The organism is Streptococcus uberis (assembly GCF_900475595.1).
Taxonomy (GTDB): domain Bacteria; phylum Bacillota; class Bacilli; order Lactobacillales; family Streptococcaceae; genus Streptococcus; species Streptococcus uberis.
Genome location: NZ_LS483397.1, coordinates 714,628 through 731,971, shown reverse-complemented (window position 1 = coordinate 731,971; position 17,344 = coordinate 714,628). Strand labels below are relative to the sequence as shown.

Here is a 17,344-nt window from a genome sequence, read left to right as displayed (position 1 = left end):
ATCGAGTTTTTATAAATTATTTTTATTTCTAATACTTTCATAGTATTGATACACACTTAATTCATACTGCATTCTATTTTGTCTTACAATTGTATCTAAGATAAATCCTGATACAAATGATAAAGCAGCTAAAATCATTAAACCAGTTGCTAAAATAGCTGAAGGCATTTTGGCAATCATACCAGTCCTTGCAAACTCACTAATCACTGGAATTCCAACAATTAAACCAAATATGAATAAGACAACTGAAACAATACTAAAAAATAGTAACGGTTTATAATCTTTAAATAGATTAAAAATCATTTTTAAAACTTTAAAACCATCTGAAAATGTATTCAATTTTGATTCACTACCATCAGGGCGATCTTGATAAGTTATTGGAACTTCTACTAGTTTGAAACGCTTATCCAATGAATGAATAGAAAGTTCTGTTTCAATTTCGAAACCAGGTGACAATACGGGAAAAGTTTTTACAAAAAGTCTATTAAATCCTCGATATCCTGTCATGATATCTTGATAATTTCCTTTATACAATTTATTAATCAATGTTTTAACTAGATTATTCCCAAATCCATGAAAACCACGCTTGTTTTCTTTTGCGTACGTCCCATTAGATAACCTATCACCAATAGTCATATCTGCTAAACCAGATCTAAGAGGTTCTAATAACTTTTCTACTTCTGCGGCTGGATATGTGTCATCTGCGTCTATCATGATATAATAATCAGCATCAATTTCTCTAAACATTGACCTAACAACATTACCTTTTCCTTGCCTTGGTTCAAAACGAACAATTGCACCTGCTTCCTGGGCAAGTTGATTTGTTTTATCTTTAGAATTATTGTCATAGACATAAATATCAGCTTCTGGCAGATAATGTTGAAAATCTTTGATTACTTTTTGAATTGTTACTTCCTCATTGTATGCAGGTAACAATACTGCTATTTTTTCTGTCATTTTCATTCTCCTATTTTATAGAAATTTAAATTTTCGAGATAATTTTTACCTAGAGTCATATCAAATTGTACTAGTCTTAGGTCATCCAAGATTTTCTCCTGTTCGTCAGTTAAGTTTTCTTTATCAACAGTAGCATTTTCAAGTACTTTAGTGAGTAAGGCATAATAAGGTGTTACTTTGGAATGAGTATGTTTTAATAATAATGCTGGAAAGTCACTTGAGTTTACTAATGGGTGATTCAGTTGATTTTTGTTATGATTACTCCAAATAAAGTAATCTGTTTGATATTGAACATCTGGTGAATTTTTAAAAATACTGTCTGGATAGAGCCCCGGTAAATGGTCCCCATAGAATACCACTGTGATTTCTTTATCTTTTCGATTAAGATTATCTAAAAATTTCTTTGTCGAGTCATCTGTATATGTCAGTAATCTGGCATATTCCGTAAAGTTATTATTTTCTGACTCAGAAAAATTTTCACCCGTAGCAATAACGTCTTCTGGTGAACCAACCGACCATGGTGCATGATTCTGCATTGTTATAATCGAGAAAAACTGATTTGAAGAACTATCAATTTTGTTAATGATATTATTATAAAGAGAGTCATCACTCATATTTACTCCGATATTAGAATCATAAGTAAATTTTTCCTTGGTAGAATCTGAAAAAATGAGATGATCAAATCCTAACTTTTCGTAAACTTGTTTTCTGTTATAATTATTTGAATTAGAAGGATGAAGAACATATCTATCTTTTTTGTGATAAAAATGACTTAAGGAAGGAAAATATTTTAATTTTGGTACAACTTCAGTATACAAAGTTGATACACTAGGGGAAAAATTATAGTATGGCAGACCTGTAATGGCCTCAAATTCCATATTAGCTGTTCCTCCACCATATCCGTCTGAGTGCATTATACCACTTGTAGTAGTATTTTTAATTGATTCAATATTTGGCAATAATGGAGTAGACGTAGAAACTCCATCAATTCTATTTGGATTTGAAAGACTTTCACTTAAAATAAAGATGACAGTCTGATTGTTAATCGATTGACTTCTCTCTTTATTTATCATAACTGATAAATCTTTATATTTTTTTGCAATAGCCTTCATTTGATGTTCATCATATGTCTTAGGCTCTTTCATAATCCGCTTTGTTAATTGCTTAGTCCAAACATACATTACTGACTTATACCTAGCATTAACATCAAATCCCATCCACTCAACATCAATAAAATTATTGACTTTTGAAACCAGAGGAATATTCTCCGCAATTTTACCATCTTCTTCATTTTTAAATATATAAAATCCTGTAATGAATAAACAACTTAAGGTCAAAAAACAAATAAAACGATAGCTTTGCTTATTAAAAATTGGGGTTACATCAACAAAGTGTTTGATTAAGAAATAAAGTAGTACAGGAATAATTAAAGCAAAGAATAAATAAATAATAATACTATTATCAACAAAAGATAAAACCAGTTTTAAATCTTTTACCCATAAAAAATCAATCGGTAATAAAGGTTCACTTCGCATTTTCTCTTTTATAATATTTGCGATTGAAATAATAATTCCTAAAGTTGCAATTAAAAGTGTTGATGCCAAATAACGATTTGTAGCAACATAGACAAGTAGGAAAAGAAGCAATAAAACAAATATTTGAAAACTTGTTGCTCCTGGAAAAATATAAAGACCCAATAAGTCAGTATCCGTTCGAACCCCATATTGTAATGTGTAATTAAAAATTATTGCGAAAAATAAACTTGATGTAAAAGAGAGTTGTAAACTTGGCTTAAGTTTTTTGATATGTTTAAAGGATTTTAAAAGTGAATAAGTGATGAGCGTTATCAATATAGAGATGGAGATGTTTACTTCTGAAATAACTTTTAGGTATTTTAGAAAACTATTTCCACTTGTTAGATCAGGAATGCGATCAATATAGAAGACTAAACTTTCATTTGTTTTAAAAAAAGCGATTGAAAATATGATTCCAATTAATACATTCTCAGCATTAAAATTTTCAAACAGATTGAAAAGACGATCATATTGATCATACCTTTTTAAAATAAAATAAAGAATAATACTTGGAATTAAGAATAGTAAAAGGATATACAAAACTTCTACTTGGAAAATATTATTCTTCAAAAAATTTGATATTTCAAAACTCTTATTATTTAAATTTCGAGTAATAACAATGAAATACCGTGCCAAAATAAAAGTGATATAAGCCAATAAGATTTTTTTAAAAAATTTTTGGTTTATACTTACGATTATATATAAGATTATTCCAATTAGACTAATGAAAGCTGTGAACTTAGAAAATGAAATAAATTCTTTAAAGGGCTCTGCAATTTTTGGAATATCATCCATGATTTGCATATTGATTAAGTAAAGATTAAGATAGAAAGCTAGAACAAATATCAATGTAGAATGGATTATCCTTCTCCAATTCATTTTTTCAAGTGCTAAGATCATTCTTTAATTTTCTCACCTAACCTTCTAATGATATATTTAATCGCTCTCGCCGGCCCTATGAAAATATATTTGAGAGCTCCTTTTATTCCACCCATGTAGGTGAAATCAACATAGGTATTGGGTAAACTATTGGATTTGTCATTAAATAATTTATTATCCAGAAAGGGAGTTAATTCAACATTATTTTTAGCTATTCGGAAATCAAAATGACAATCCCAAGCAATATAAATCAACAACCTTTCAACTGCATGCAAAATAGAGTTTTGTGGTAAGGGTTCCTTTGGAACATCTCCATCTTTTAAATTTAAATCAAATAAAGGTTTGAGAGCATCATATTTAAACCATACAAAAGTACCATAACTCATCACAAAAGTATCAAATTGTTCAAAATCAATCGTTTTTGATAAATTCATTTTTTCCCAGAGCTTATTCATTTCTGGAGCTATTAGGTGTTCATTAAGTGGCGTTACAATTTTATTGAATCTGAAGAAACTTGGAATATCCGCAATGATAATACCTATTGCAGGATCTTCAAATTGATTTATGATCGTATTTGCTGGTTTAATTAGCATGTCAATAAGTTCACTGCGCCAAGATTCTCCAGCCCAAAAATCAGCCTCTTTAGATTTTTTCGTGTGAAAATGCCCAATATAGTCATATTGTGACAACTCATCCTTAAGTTTTAACATTGGTAAGACATCACGGCCTATATTACCAGTCACTACTATTTTTGCTGATACTCGGAAGCTATCCAAAATAGCTTTTATTTCTGACTCTTTTTCACTTTTATCCGTTGTAATATAAAGATCAAAAGGGAATTTAAAAGATGTGAAGGCATGTAAAAATTCTTCCAGTAAATCCACATAAAAAACATGAAGATGAACAGCAATACTATGTTCACTCACCTTTAAATCACTCTCTTCCTGTTTCTCGAGATACTTTTGAGAAAGTAAATAAGGTGCATCGGGATAGTGAATATCAGACATGTGACTAACAATCAAATCTACAGGATAGTCAGTTTGATTTTTTATTACCTGTAATAAATAAGGAGCAATACTTTGATTGGCATCAATTGTTTTGACTTTTATGAATGGGACCTGATGTTTTAAAATGGCTGTCGGATTATAGTATGAGAAGTCAGCATGCAACATACCACTTGCATCAGCTGTCACCGTGTTGAAAATACATTTATAACGGAAGCCTTCTTTTAATAAACCTGTTGTTACTTGTGTCTCATAGTTCTTGATAACATCCTGAACATCTGTGAAATCCTGAACTGTTCGCCAAAAATGAAGAAAGGTTTCATTTGAAAGAACCGTCTTTTTGAATGAAATAAAATAGCTTTGAATATGCTCATCAAATTCCTTGGTCTGTCTATTATTTGTCAAACCCCAAAAATCGACTTCTTCATCATCTTCATACGTTAAAAAATACGGCTTCATATCCCACAAAGGACCGAAACAAGTATCATTCATAATGGTGACATTATCATATTCGGAAAGAGATTCAAATCCAACAGTTGCCATGCCGTCTCGCCATGCTGCAAAGTCAAAACCGATATTTTGACGTTGGATGACTTCATTGACTAATCCAGAAGAAAGCAACTCTTGTCGATCGGAATCATTCAAGCTACTATTTGAAATGAAAATTAGATTTGAAAATAATGGTCGCATCTTCTTAAGTTGGTAAAGTACATGTGGACTTAATCGATTATACTTATTAAAATGCACATACAAAAGCAGACGCTTCATTTTTTTCTCCTTAGAAAGTTAATCATTTTTGTTGGAATAGACCAACGTCTAGAATGAATGACAGAATTATATCGAACTACCATTTCTTCTAATTGTTCTTGTTTGAGTTTATTTTTTTCCTGTAACTGGTGATTTTCAATCTTCAACATTTCTAAATCACTTTGCTTTTCTTTAAAACTTAACAATTTTTGAACTAATTGATTTGGTAAAAATGAATCCTGAAAGATATTTTCTAAATTTGCTAATTGGTAGCTTAGTTGAAAAACATTATTTTTTGAAAAGGAAACATTGAATTCCATCTGAGGATCTGAATGATTGAAGTAAAATGAATTATTTTCTTCAAATCCTGATACGTTTGTTGGCAATAATTGCGTCATTGTGTCACTATCAACTAATGTTATTTTGTCATAGTAACTTGGTCGTTCAGACATATCCAATCTTATTCTTGTCATTCCTTTTGGGACAGAAAAAGTAAAACTATCCCTATTAAATAAAGAAAATACTAGTTTTTGGTTTTCAGACCAATTGCCATTTTCATCACGGTAATAGATGCTAATGGACTCTTTACCAGCCGGTGAAAAGGTGCTTAAGGGATTATAGGCACCCAAAAACTGGCTCAACCAAATCGGTCTATCAGATTTAACACTATTCTCATTTGAAATAGCATCTAATAATGTACAATAAGATTTTTCAATGGTATATTTTTCTTCAACCATAAATGACTGAGTTAGTGATTTCTTTTTTTCTTCGGAAAAGTTCGTCACAAACTCATTAAGTAAAGCCACCAACTCCTTCTCATCACCAAGGTGATAAAGTTTACCACATCCAAAATAATCGACCACAGAGGAATAACCATAATTATTTGACGCCAAAACGGGAATTCCCTGGATAAGAGCTTCAACAAAAACAAGACCGAACGTTTCCATTTTGGAATTCAAAACCAAAATATCTTTGTCCGTCATAAGATTCCAAGGATTACTTTGATGTCCTAGAAAACGAACCGTTTTAAGCTGATGACTTTGAATAAAATCATCACATTTTTCTTTGTAACTATCATCCCAATCCCCAACAAATAGCAACTCTGGTTTCGGTTCTGCCATTGACTGATAGGCTTTTAATAATTCCAATTGATTCTTATTTTCATTAATTCGACTGATAGATATAAGCCTTGTTTCTTCACCAGTTTTGAGGTTATTATTTTTCTTAATATTAACAAAAGGTACAAAAGGAAATAACTTTTGTGACTCTTTAAGTAGAGGTCGAAGAAATTCGGTCAATTTTCCCTCAACTGTAAAAATCTTATCTGAATATTCTTCAATAAATGGAATCAGTTCTTTGTAATAGGCGAACTCATCCAATGGAAATTCATGAATAATCCAATAATGTGGGATTCTCTCACATGCTGCAGCCAAAGCCCCTTGAAAAAGATTAGCGGTTGACGTTATAACTAAATCAACGGCTTCTTCAGCAATAATTTTTCTGATTTCATAGATATATTTTTGGTAGTAAGCCGACCGATCTTCTAAATGACCTATTTTAACCCCAGGTGCAGATTCCCACCACCAATTGGTGTAATCCAATTCATAGACTTTAATCTGATTTTCTCTCATTTTATGAAGATATGCATCATGAGTACTATGTTTTATTTTAGGAATAACATTAATAATATCGTAACCCTCTTGAGTTAGTAATACCATTAGATTAGTTATTGAAATCTCCGCACCATTATCTAATGTACCTGTGGGAGAAACAAAAAGTATCTTTTTCATTAAGACTCCAATATTATGTCCACTGACTACTTCTTCTAAGAATACCAGTATTAGCATCCCACTCAGATTCATTGGAAGCATCAACTTTTCTATCAATTAAAATGACAGGAATTTCATTTACTGGGAGAAAAGCTAATGGATGCTTATCTTTATCTCGAACGGTAGCCGCAAGTTTTAGTTTGGCATGGTTCAAATAAGACATTTGACATGTCATTGTCACTGTTTTTTGACCTTGACCATTTGTTTTTAGTGACATTGAATTGTCATTATATAACCCTAAATTTGTGTCAATATCAATGAAAGATAGGGCAACATGTGTTTCCATATCTTTCAAGACATTATAAGAAAATGAAATTGTTATATCCTCATCAGGAGATATTTGAGGTTTGGTTAATAATTGCGCCGAAAAATCTGATATCAATTGGCTTTCTTTTTTCTCAGTGCTCTTTCCATCTTCTTTCTTCTCAACAGTCTCTGAAGCAATAGCATTATCAAAACTGTATTGATTGGCGACGTCATCAGGATCCCCTAGCGCCTTAACCAATCCATCCTCAATTAAAACAGCACGATTACAATATTTTTTTACGGCAGCCATATCGTGTGTGACCAGTATCGTTGTTTTGCCACTTTCTTTTCTTTCCATAAAATAATCATTACATTTTCGTTGGAAAGCTTCATCCCCTACGGCTAGCACTTCATCCAAAATAAGCACATCGCCTTGGGCTTTGATAGCAACAGAGAAAGCTAAACGGACTTGCATCCCACTAGAATAATTTTTTAGCTTTTGATTCATAAAGTCATGAAGCTCTGCAAAATCAACGATATCTTCATACATGGCATCTACTTCTTCTTGTGTAAATCCAAGCATTGCACCGTTCATATAGACATTTTCACGACCTGTTAATTCAGGATTAAAACCGACACCGAGTTCGATAAAAGATACCATTTTCCCTTCAACAGTAACAGTCCCTTTTTCAGGAACATAGATTTGAGAAATAATTTTTAAGAGTGTTGATTTTCCTGAACCGTTACGTCCAACAATTCCGAAAAAATCACCTTTTTTCACTTCAAAATTGATATCCTTTAAGACTTTTTGTTCTGTGTAACCTTTGATTCCTCGAAAACGATTAACCAGAGTTGTTCTGAAACTCTTTGTTGCTTCCGTAGGCAATTTAAATGATTTACTAACATGTTCTACTTTTACTGCAATATCTCTCGTTGACATTAAATAATCTCCGCAAATTTCTTAGCATTTTTATTAAAGACAAGGATTCCCAACGCTAATACAAGAAAAGGAATAAGATAAGGAATCATCACATAGTACCAATGGTTTGACATCTGCCAGATAGTTGCATTTGCGCGATCAATTAAAAGAAAACGTAAATCTTGAATCATTTGAGCTAAGGGATTTAACATTAATATTTTTGCTGCAAGAGGGTTCTTATCTGAAACAAATGTAATTGGATAAATAATCGGTGTGGCATACATGGCTGCTTGCATTAAAACTTCCCAAACTTGAGCTAAATCTCTGTAATATACAAACAATGTCGATAATAATAAAGCTACACCCACGGCAAGTATTAATAATTCAATAAAAAGTGGGATAGCCAAATAGGCAAATGGTGAAATGGTTACACCATTAATTAAAGCAAAAATCAAAACAACAACTAAGTTAATTGAGAAATTGATGAGTGCACCTAGTACAGCTGAAAAAACGATAGTGTGTTTTGAAAAATTAAGTTTTCGTAACAAGTCACCCCTTGTAACGATTGACACCATACCCATACCAGTTGCTTCAGAAAAGAAAGACCAAATCACGTTAGCAAGCAATAGGGCTACTGGAAAGTGAGGAACACTTCCTCCCAATCTTAAGAAGCGAATAAAAACTAAATACATAATGGTAAACATTAACAGAGGTTTTAAAATTGACCATAGATAACCAATCGCACTTCCTTGATATCTTAATTTAAAATCTGTTTTGACAAGTTCTTTCAAAAGAATTCGATTCTTTTTACTGAATAATTCCATTTTTAACTGTTCTCCTATAGCCTATTTTCGTAATGATTAGCATTCGAAACACAAACGTGTGGAAGGCTCTATTTTTCTTATAACCATACTTTTTTAAATCTCTGAGTCTAGTCATCAAAGGTTTTTCAAGTAATGTGACATAGTGTTCAACCAATTTTCTTTTATCAGATGAAAGAGGTAAATCCAATAGTTTTTGTGCCTGTTGTTGGCTAGATTGAATCAACCACCAATATTTATTTAACATAAGATGAGGTTTTGACCAAGTCTTCAAGCGTTTTGACCATGTTCTTGCACCTAAAACATTCCTGTCATGTTGTCGATAGAGTTCTGTAGCTTCATTGATATAAACTAAATTCCCCATAGCCGATGCTAATAAAGCTAAAAACCAGTCATGCATTAATAGGTCTTTATCATCAGTCCACAGTTCAGCTAAAGCATGATTGATTAAGGCAGTACCACCGGTAACTGTATTTTCCGTTAATTCTTCAAGCAATGTTGTATTGGCATGATCTGATTGGAAACTAATCATACTTTCGTGAATTGTCTCTAAGGATTGGTTGACAATGGTTAAGTCTGTATAAATAAGAAAAGGACGATTCTTTTCTAATTCTTTTGCTTTATTTAGTGATGTTTCAATTTTATGTGGTAACCAAACATCATCTTGATCGCTAAAAAAATAGTAATCAGCTTCTTCATACTTTAGCAGTGTAAAGAAATTTTTAATGACACCAAAATTAATACGATGATCCGCATTGATAAAATGAATGCGACTATCTTTGGCAACAAAGTCTTGAATGATTTCCGGTGTCCTATCACTTGAGCCATCATCTCTGATTAAGAGGGTCCAGTCTGTAACAGTTTGTTTTTGAATGCTTTCAATTTGTTCTGCTAGAAACTTTTCACCATTATAAGTCGACATCAAAATATTAATTTTCATTTAAAAATAAAGCCTCATACTCCCCAACAATGTTATCCCAAGTATAGTTATCCTGAATGATTGCTTTGGCAGAACGCCCTAAATCTTCATAATGAAGGCGATGATCAACACTACTAATCAGTGAAGATAAGCTTCCTTTTTCTTTATTCCAATAGAGCGCTGCTGTCTTTGCAACTGATTTATTAAAATCAACATCCATAACCAGGTTTAAATCTGTATGTGCCAATGCCTCTAGGAGTCCAGGATTGGTTCCTCCTACTTCATGGCCATGAATATAAGCAAAAGCATTTTCACGAATGTAGGTTAATAATTGACGATTATATTGAGTCCCTACAAACTTAATACGTTTATCTTCTTCAAAATGCGTTAACGTTTTGAGTTCCTCAAAATATGGATTTCCTTCATGATTACAAATGATGACCAAGTCCCGCTTGCTATCACTCATCATAAATTCAGTAATAATAGTTTCATAATTATTTTCTGGGACAAACCGTCCAAGAACGAGATAGTAATCCTTTTCGTTTATTCCGGTTCTATAATAATAATCTCGAACACTATCATCCTCAAATGATAAATCTGATGATTTTGTTTCCGTTCCATAAGCAATAAAAGTTGTCTTAGCCCAAGGATAGGTTTCATTAATATAGGACTCAATACCTTTATTATCAGAAATAACCAAGTCGGCATTTTGACTCATTTTTTTTTCGGAAAACTTTAAATAACATTGAACCGGCTTTGACCATTTACTTCTTTTCCATTCTAAACCATCAGGATTAATAAACAGTTTTCCGTGACGTTTCTGAATTTTTTTAGTAAATGAGGCAATAAACGCACCAATTGTATTCCCTAAAATATAAAAAATGGGGTTTTCAATGTGATGTTTATCAATATATTGTAGTGCATAGTTAATCGCCATCATGTCATAGGCAATAACTCTAGCCGGACCAATTTTCGGAGCTTTAATATAAAAACAATCTGCTCCCTTGAAATCAAAGTGCTCTTTGTGCTTAGTATCACTTAAACATGCAACATGATAGGTGATGTTAGGGTTTGTTTGATGAGATATTAATTCTTCAACAAATGTCTCAAAACCTCCGTATTTTGCAGGTAATCCGCGACTACCAATAATAAAAACATCTTGCATGTCACAATGCCCCATTCTAAAATATAATCAATTGATATTATAGCACAAATCCAATCTCATTGCGACTTTTAATCCAACTGAAAAAGCCAAGCTTCAACCACTTGACTTTATCTTTTTACTTTTTAACTTCTTGTTTATAAAACTCATTAAGAGCTTCTTGCCATGTCGGAATAACAAAGCCTGTTGCTTTTGCTTTGTCGAGATTCATGGTTGAATTTAATGGTCTTTTTGCTTTAGCCGGAAAAGCTGATGAATCAACGGGTACTACTTCTACATCCGTATCTTTCAAGATTTCTTTTGCAAAATCGTACCAACTGGTGTCTTCCTTTGAATCATTGGAAAGATGGTAGTAACCATAGTCTTTCTGATTTTCAGTAAGATGACACATGAATTCTGCCAAGGTTCTTGTCCAAGTCGGACGACCATATTGATCATTGACAACTGTCAATTTAGGATGCGTTTTTGCTAAGTTTTGCATTGTAAACACAAAGTTTTTTCCATAATGACCAAATACCCAAGCTGTTCGGATAATATAAAATTGATCAACGTATTTTTCAACAGCTTCTTCACCTAGACGCTTTGTACGTCCATATTCCGTTTTCGGATCCGGAATATCTGTTTCGAACCATTCTTGACCAACAGTTCTAGTACCATCAAAAACGTAGTCTGTTGAAATATAAACTAATGTAGCATTGTATTTTTGGCATGCTTTTGCGATATTTACTGTACCATCAACATTGATAGCCTGATTAAGGGCTTTACCTTCATCTTCGGCTGCATCAACTGCTGTGTAAGCTGCACAATGGTAAACCAATGTTGGTTTTACTTGCGCAAATACCTCATCAACCATATCTGGATTTGTGATATCCATTTCCGCAACGTCTACGGCCACATATTCCACGTTACGTTCATCTAACAAATAACGTAATTCCGTACCAAGTTGTCCATTACTTCCAGTGATTAAAATCATCATTTTCTCCTTCAAGGATTATACTAGCACTTGTTTTAAGCACTCATTATTTTCCTATTCATTTTACACCAAAAAAGGGAATATTTCATCCCTTAAATACGTTTTATCGAATTCCTAGTGCAATTCTTGCATAGCGACTCATTTTATCCACCGTCCAAGCCGGATACCAAACCAATTTCACCTCAGAACTTGTTACTTCTGGAACTTCTTTCAAAACATCATAAATCTGGTCTGTTAAAAGGTCCGCTAATGGACAACCCATTGTTGTCAAAGTCATATCAATTTCTGTATGCCCATTATCTTCAAAGCGAATCTCATAGACGAGCCCCAAATTGACAATATCAATCCCTAATTCTGGATCAATCACCATTTCTAAGGCTTCTAAAATTCGGTCCTTTATGGCTGAAACTTCTTCTTCAGAATAATTACTTTTTTCAGACATCTTAATTCCTTTCCTTATTCCCTAAAACTCAATCAGAGTCAACCATTCTTTCAATCCTAGGAATATCACATCTTAACGAAAGCAAAACATTCTCAAAGGAATATCAAGGCACTCTAAAACGGTTCACCGGAGCTTCAATGTTCTTTTATTTCACGGCATCAACCTAAAACACCACTCTGTGGTGTTTTAGTCCTCTATAAAGTCTCTTAATTGTTTGCTACGGCTTGGGTGGCGTAATTTTCTTAAGGCTTTGGCTTCTATTTGACGGATACGTTCACGAGTGACATTGAAGACTTTACCAACATCCTCTAAGGTTCTCATTTTTCCGTCGTCAAGTCCAAAGCGAAGGCGAAGAACGTTTTCTTCACGGTCAGTTAAAGTATCTAAAACTTCATCTAATTGTTCTCTTAACACAACACGAGTGGTATAGTCAACTGGATTTTCAATAACTTCATCTTCGATAAAATCTCCCAAGTGACTATCATCTTCTTCACCAATTGGTGTTTCCAATGAAACAGGTTCTTGAGCTATTTTAAGGATTTCACGAACCTTATCCGGTGTCATTTCCATGCGTTCAGCAATTTGTTCAGGTGTAGGATCTTGCCCTAGCTCTTGAAGGAGATTACGTTGTTCACGAACTAACTTATTAATGGTTTCAACCATGTGAACTGGAATACGAATGGTACGTGCTTGATCCGCAATGGCACGCGTAATAGCTTGACGAATCCACCAAGTTGCATAGGTTGAAAATTTGAATCCTTTAGAATAGTCAAATTTATCAACGGCTTTCATTAGACCCATATTACCTTCTTGAATCAAATCCAAGAATTGCATTCCACGACCCACATAACGTTTAGCAATAGATACCACCAAACGTAAATTCGCTTCAGCAAGTCGTTGTTTAGCATCGACATCTCCAGCAGCAACAGCAATGGCTAATTCTTTTTCTTCATCGCTAGTCAACAATGGAACAACACCAATTTCTTTGAGATACATTCTAACCGGATCATTCACTTTCGCGGAATTGCTACCTATTAGTTCCTCATCCGTTAGCTCCTCAGGTTTAGGCTCTTCAACAATATATTTTGATGATGGACTGCCATCTTTATCAGTAATCGATATACCACCATCAGTTAACCGTTCAAGCAAATCGTCAATTTGATCCGCATCTAGTTCAAAAGGAATAACAAGTTTTTCTGTTACTTCATCATCAATAGCTGTCCCTGCTTGCTTATGATTTCTAATAAAATCTGCAACTTGGACATTAAACGTTGTTATTTCGGTTTCTTTTGCCATATTTTCCTCTATTCCATTTTCCTTTTTTGTGCGATTAAGTTCTCTAAAACTTCTAAAGCTAATTGATGATCACCGCTGTTACTCGATTCTCTCACCTGTTTACCTTGCTTTTGAATATCTCGTTCATTTAGCAATTTTTGCCTTTTCCTTAAAATGTCATCGATTTCTCCATTGGACACTTCCGGGGGAAGGTTTTCTTCCAAAACACGATAATAAGCGTGATTAACGTCTTCAGAAAGGGTAGATAAATCTAGAGAGCTTATTTCTCCATTTGTTTTTAAGATATGATATAACTGTTGCAATTGTGGGGTGTCAAAGTAAAACTCTTCCTTATGTCGAAATTCATTCAAAAGATAGTCGTGGTGGATTAATCGATGCAATAATTGATTTTCCGCTTTGGCAATTGCTGAAAGATTTTTCGAAAGAGGCAAGGTAACCATTTTTGTCACTGGACTCAAAGCACTGCCTTGTCTCTGTTGCCTTTCTTCAAGTCGATAACTATTAACCGTTTGTTCAACTTGCAAATAATCAAAATCTGGTAATAAATCAGCCACTCTATTAATGTAAGAATTCTGTGCCGTAATGGAAGGCGCAGCTGCAATAATCCGCCCAATCTGTTCAACATAAGCAATTTGAGATTGGAGGTTATCCATATTTTCGGGTTTAAGAAACTCAATCAAAAATTCCACATCACTAATCCGAGAATGTTCCAATAATTGTGACAAGTCTTCTGGTGAATTTTTTTGAATAAACTCATCCGGGTCCATTTTATGAGGTATTCTAACAATCTCAACTTGAAAGTCTTTTAAAAGCTCTAAAGATTTAGCAATAGCCTTTTGACCAGCATCATCACCATCGTAAGTTAGAATGACTTTTTTCGTCAATGATTTCAGATGTTGGACATGTTCATTGGTCAAGGCAGTCCCCATTGAAGCGATAGCATTTTCATGACCTGCTCTATAGGCTGCAATCACGTCCATAAAACCTTCCATTAAAAAAACTTCATGTTTTTTGGCGATAACTGGCTTTGCCTTATCCAAATGATAAAACTCAAAAGACTTATTAAAAAGAACCGTCGCTCTAGAGTTTTTATACTTCGCAATCTTTTTAGCTTGATCTTCCTCAGTCCAAATCCTACCTGAAAAAGCAATGGTATTACCTTTATCATCAGTCAAAGGAAACATAATGCGGTTTCGAAAAGCATCATAAATAGTATTCGAAGACTCTGATAAATTAAAAAGACCCGATGCTGAAAGTTCTTTTTCACCATATTTTGGAGAAAGTGACCGGTATAAATAATCCATTTCCGCTGGAGCTAAACCAATCTTAAAATGGGCAATTAAGTCATCATCTAAGCCACGCTGGTATAAATAATCACGCGCTTCTTGACCGATTTTAGTTGTCATTAAGACGGCATGATAGAACTTCTGTGCATCTTCGTGAATGTCCAACAAAAGCTGATGAGGTCTTTTAGATGAGCTTGCTTGCTGATTTGGAGTAAGTGGCTCAATAGCAAGGCCACTCCTTTCAGCTAAGATTTGGACACTTTCCAAAAATGGCACTTGCCGATATTCTTCAATAAATTTGAAGACATCGCCTGATTTACCGCAACCAAAACAATGGAAAAATTGACGATCTTCAATAACATTGAAGGAGGGCGTCTTTTCTTTATGGAAAGGACAAAGACCTAAATAATGCCTTCCTGACCTTGAAAGAGCGACCACTTCGCCAATCACATCAACAATATTCACGCTGTTTTTTATTTGGGAAATTGTCTCTTTGTCTATTGCCAAAATGTCTCCTCCCCACAGTAAACCCATTTTATTTTTTACATTTTATTATATCACGTGGCTATTCATTTGTAAATTTATAAAAGCGAGTGCAATTAATTGTCATTTTCATGAAAACTTGCTATGATGAAATAAATTAAAAAAAAGGGGAATTCTCATGATTAAAGAATTAAAAGAATTTTTATTTAAAGGTAATGTCTTAGATTTAGCAGTTGCCGTTGTTATTGGTGCCGCTTTTAAAGCTATTATTGACTCATTGGTAGCTGATGTTGTTACTCCACTTATCTTAAATCCAGTTCTTAAAGCTGCAGGTGTTGAAAATATTGCTCAACTTGCTTGGAACGGTGTTAAATATGGTAGTTTCCTTGCAGCAGTTATCAACTTCTTAATCGTTGGTACTACATTATTCTTTGTAGTGAAAGCTGCAAACAAAGCAATGAGCTACAGAAAAGCAACCGAAGAAGAAGTTGTCGCTGGTCCGACTCAAGAAGAACTTCTTGTTCAAATCCGTGATTTACTTGCTAACAAATAAGTCATTTAGATTGAAACAGTTTGTTTCAATCTTTTTTTATGGAAACACACAAAAAAAACAGCCTTCATATAAGGCTGTTTTTTATCAACTTTAAAATCACTAGAATTTTTTACGTTTGCGAGCTGCTTCTGATTTACGTTTACGTTTTACAGAAGGTTTTTCGTAGAATTCACGTTTACGTGATTCTTGAAGAGTACCAGCTTTAGTAACAGAACGTTTGAAACGACGAAGTGCATCGTCAAGTGATTCATTTTTACGTACTACTGTTTTTGACATGTGTTTCACCTCCTCAAGATATCGTAACATTTTCACGTTCTTTAACATATTACATAACTTTTATGAAAATGTCAATAGTATTTTCTTGAATAGAAGCGGGACTTCACAAGATTTTTCAGGGCTCTTCTATTTCTCCTCTTTTCCTGTTAATGCGGCAGCCTTTTTAACAAATGTTTCATATTGATTCTCTTTTTCCATTTTTGAGATCACTTGATCAACTGTTTTTTTTAGGTCTTTACTGCCTTTTGGCATAGCAATTGCTTTGGCATCTCCTTCACCAGTTTTCAATTTAAATGGTGCTAGTACCAGATCCTCATTTTGGGCTAAATACCCTTCGGCAACTGGTCCTTCCAAATCGACAGCATCAATTTGCCCTGATTTCAATTCATTTATCGCTTCACTCATGGTCGTTAGAGAGACAATATGTGACGCTTTCAGTTGTTTTTTGGACAGCGATTCTTCAATAGTTCCTTTTTGGACTCCTATTTTCTTCCCTGCTAAATCTTCCAAAGATTTCAAGTCATTTTTGGATTCACCTTTTATTAACATGGCATTTTTTGTCGAATAGTATGGTTTTGAAAAATCGTATACTTTCGCTCTTTCTTTTGTATAAGAGATTCCAGAAATTGCTAAGTCTGCTTTTCCCGTTTGAAGACTGGATAGAACATTATCAAAACTCATAGGAGATAACTCTAATGCCACGTCTAATTTATTCGCGATTTCTTGAGCTAGCATGATATCTGACCCTACTATAGTATCTTTGCCATCTTTTAAGGTTTTAAATTCAAAAGGAGCATAATCTGGACTGAGTGCAACCACTAGTTTCCCTTTATCTTTTATCTTAGTTTGTAAAGAGGCACTGGAATTTTGAGAACAGGCAGTTAAAAGCATTAATGAAGATAGGGACAAGGCAGTAAAAATTAACTTGATTTTTTTCATAGAATATTTATTCTCCTTTTTGTTGTTGGAGATAATATT

General features: G+C 33.6%; 15 protein-coding genes. 1 reads left to right on the top strand and 14 read right to left on the bottom strand.

The genetic code is table 11. The features are described from left to right. Positions 1–9 precede the first annotated feature (9 nt). The 12 genes from DQM95_RS04005 to dnaG form a co-directional block, all read right to left on the bottom strand. On the bottom strand, positions 10–957 hold the full coding sequence (locus DQM95_RS04005; RefSeq protein ID WP_037592289.1) for a glycosyltransferase family 2 protein: 948 nt from the start codon (positions 955–957) through the stop codon (positions 10–12). 2 nt (positions 958–959) lie between these two features. After that, entirely contained in the window at positions 960–3,431 is a 2,472-nt protein-coding gene (locus tag DQM95_RS04000; protein ID WP_037592290.1) for an LTA synthase family protein, read from the bottom strand. Further along, positions 3,428–5,182 carry a rhamnan synthesis F family protein gene (locus DQM95_RS03995; RefSeq protein WP_037592291.1) on the bottom strand — a complete coding sequence of 585 codons (1,755 nt, stop codon included), beginning with the start codon at positions 5,180–5,182 and terminating at the stop codon, positions 3,428–3,430. Before DQM95_RS03995 ends, DQM95_RS04000 begins: the two co-directional genes overlap by 4 nt. Then, positions 5,179–6,951: a glycosyltransferase gene (locus DQM95_RS03990; protein ID WP_037592292.1), complete on the bottom strand. Its 1,773-nt coding sequence runs from the start codon at positions 6,949–6,951 to the stop codon at positions 5,179–5,181. Before DQM95_RS03990 ends, DQM95_RS03995 begins: the two co-directional genes overlap by 4 nt. A 13-nt stretch (positions 6,952–6,964) precedes the next feature. After that, positions 6,965–8,176, bottom strand: coding sequence for an ABC transporter ATP-binding protein (locus DQM95_RS03985; RefSeq protein WP_037592293.1), 1,212 nt, complete (start codon positions 8,174–8,176; stop codon positions 6,965–6,967). Beyond that, positions 8,176–8,979, bottom strand: coding sequence for an ABC transporter permease (locus tag DQM95_RS03980; protein WP_037592294.1), 804 nt, complete (start codon positions 8,977–8,979; stop codon positions 8,176–8,178). The genes DQM95_RS03985 and DQM95_RS03980 overlap by 1 nt, the downstream gene beginning before the upstream one ends. Then, positions 8,963–9,916, bottom strand: coding sequence for a glycosyltransferase family 2 protein (locus DQM95_RS03975; protein WP_012658213.1), 954 nt, complete (start codon positions 9,914–9,916; stop codon positions 8,963–8,965). The genes DQM95_RS03980 and DQM95_RS03975 overlap by 17 nt, the downstream gene beginning before the upstream one ends. Continuing rightward, positions 9,906–11,060, bottom strand: a complete 1,155-nt coding sequence (cps2T, locus tag DQM95_RS03970; RefSeq protein WP_037592295.1) for a beta 1-4 rhamnosyltransferase Cps2T — start codon at positions 11,058–11,060, stop codon at positions 9,906–9,908. Before cps2T ends, DQM95_RS03975 begins: the two co-directional genes overlap by 11 nt. Positions 11,061–11,175: 115 nt before the next feature. Then, positions 11,176–12,030 carry a dTDP-4-dehydrorhamnose reductase gene (gene rfbD, locus DQM95_RS03965; RefSeq protein WP_037592296.1) on the bottom strand — a complete coding sequence of 285 codons (855 nt, stop codon included), beginning with the start codon at positions 12,028–12,030 and terminating at the stop codon, positions 11,176–11,178. Between the two features lie 103 nt (positions 12,031–12,133). Further along, the gene (locus DQM95_RS03960; protein ID WP_012658210.1) at positions 12,134–12,472 is read right to left on the bottom strand and encodes a metal-sulfur cluster assembly factor; all 339 of its coding nucleotides are present in this window, start codon (positions 12,470–12,472) and stop codon (positions 12,134–12,136) included. A 186-nt stretch (positions 12,473–12,658) separates the two neighbouring features. Further along, positions 12,659–13,768 carry an RNA polymerase sigma factor RpoD gene (rpoD, locus tag DQM95_RS03955; RefSeq protein ID WP_012658209.1) on the bottom strand — a complete coding sequence of 370 codons (1,110 nt, stop codon included), beginning with the start codon at positions 13,766–13,768 and terminating at the stop codon, positions 12,659–12,661. Between the two features lie 8 nt (positions 13,769–13,776). Further along, positions 13,777–15,588, bottom strand: coding sequence for a DNA primase (gene dnaG, locus DQM95_RS03950; protein WP_111685947.1), 1,812 nt, complete (start codon positions 15,586–15,588; stop codon positions 13,777–13,779). 127 nt (positions 15,589–15,715) lie between these two features. On the opposite strand from dnaG, the gene mscL reads away from it, so the two are divergent. Next, positions 15,716–16,090, top strand: coding sequence for a large conductance mechanosensitive channel protein MscL (mscL, locus tag DQM95_RS03945; RefSeq protein WP_037592297.1), 375 nt, complete (start codon positions 15,716–15,718; stop codon positions 16,088–16,090). A gap of 99 nt (positions 16,091–16,189) precedes the next feature. On the opposite strand, the gene rpsU is transcribed toward mscL, so the two are convergent. Both rpsU and DQM95_RS03935 read right to left on the bottom strand, forming a co-directional pair. Beyond that, positions 16,190–16,366, bottom strand: coding sequence for a 30S ribosomal protein S21 (gene rpsU, locus DQM95_RS03940; RefSeq protein WP_000048058.1), 177 nt, complete (start codon positions 16,364–16,366; stop codon positions 16,190–16,192). 126 nt (positions 16,367–16,492) lie between these two features. Further along, positions 16,493–17,305, bottom strand: a complete 813-nt coding sequence (locus DQM95_RS03935; RefSeq protein ID WP_037592298.1) for a transporter substrate-binding domain-containing protein — start codon at positions 17,303–17,305, stop codon at positions 16,493–16,495. Positions 17,306–17,344 lie beyond the last annotated feature (39 nt).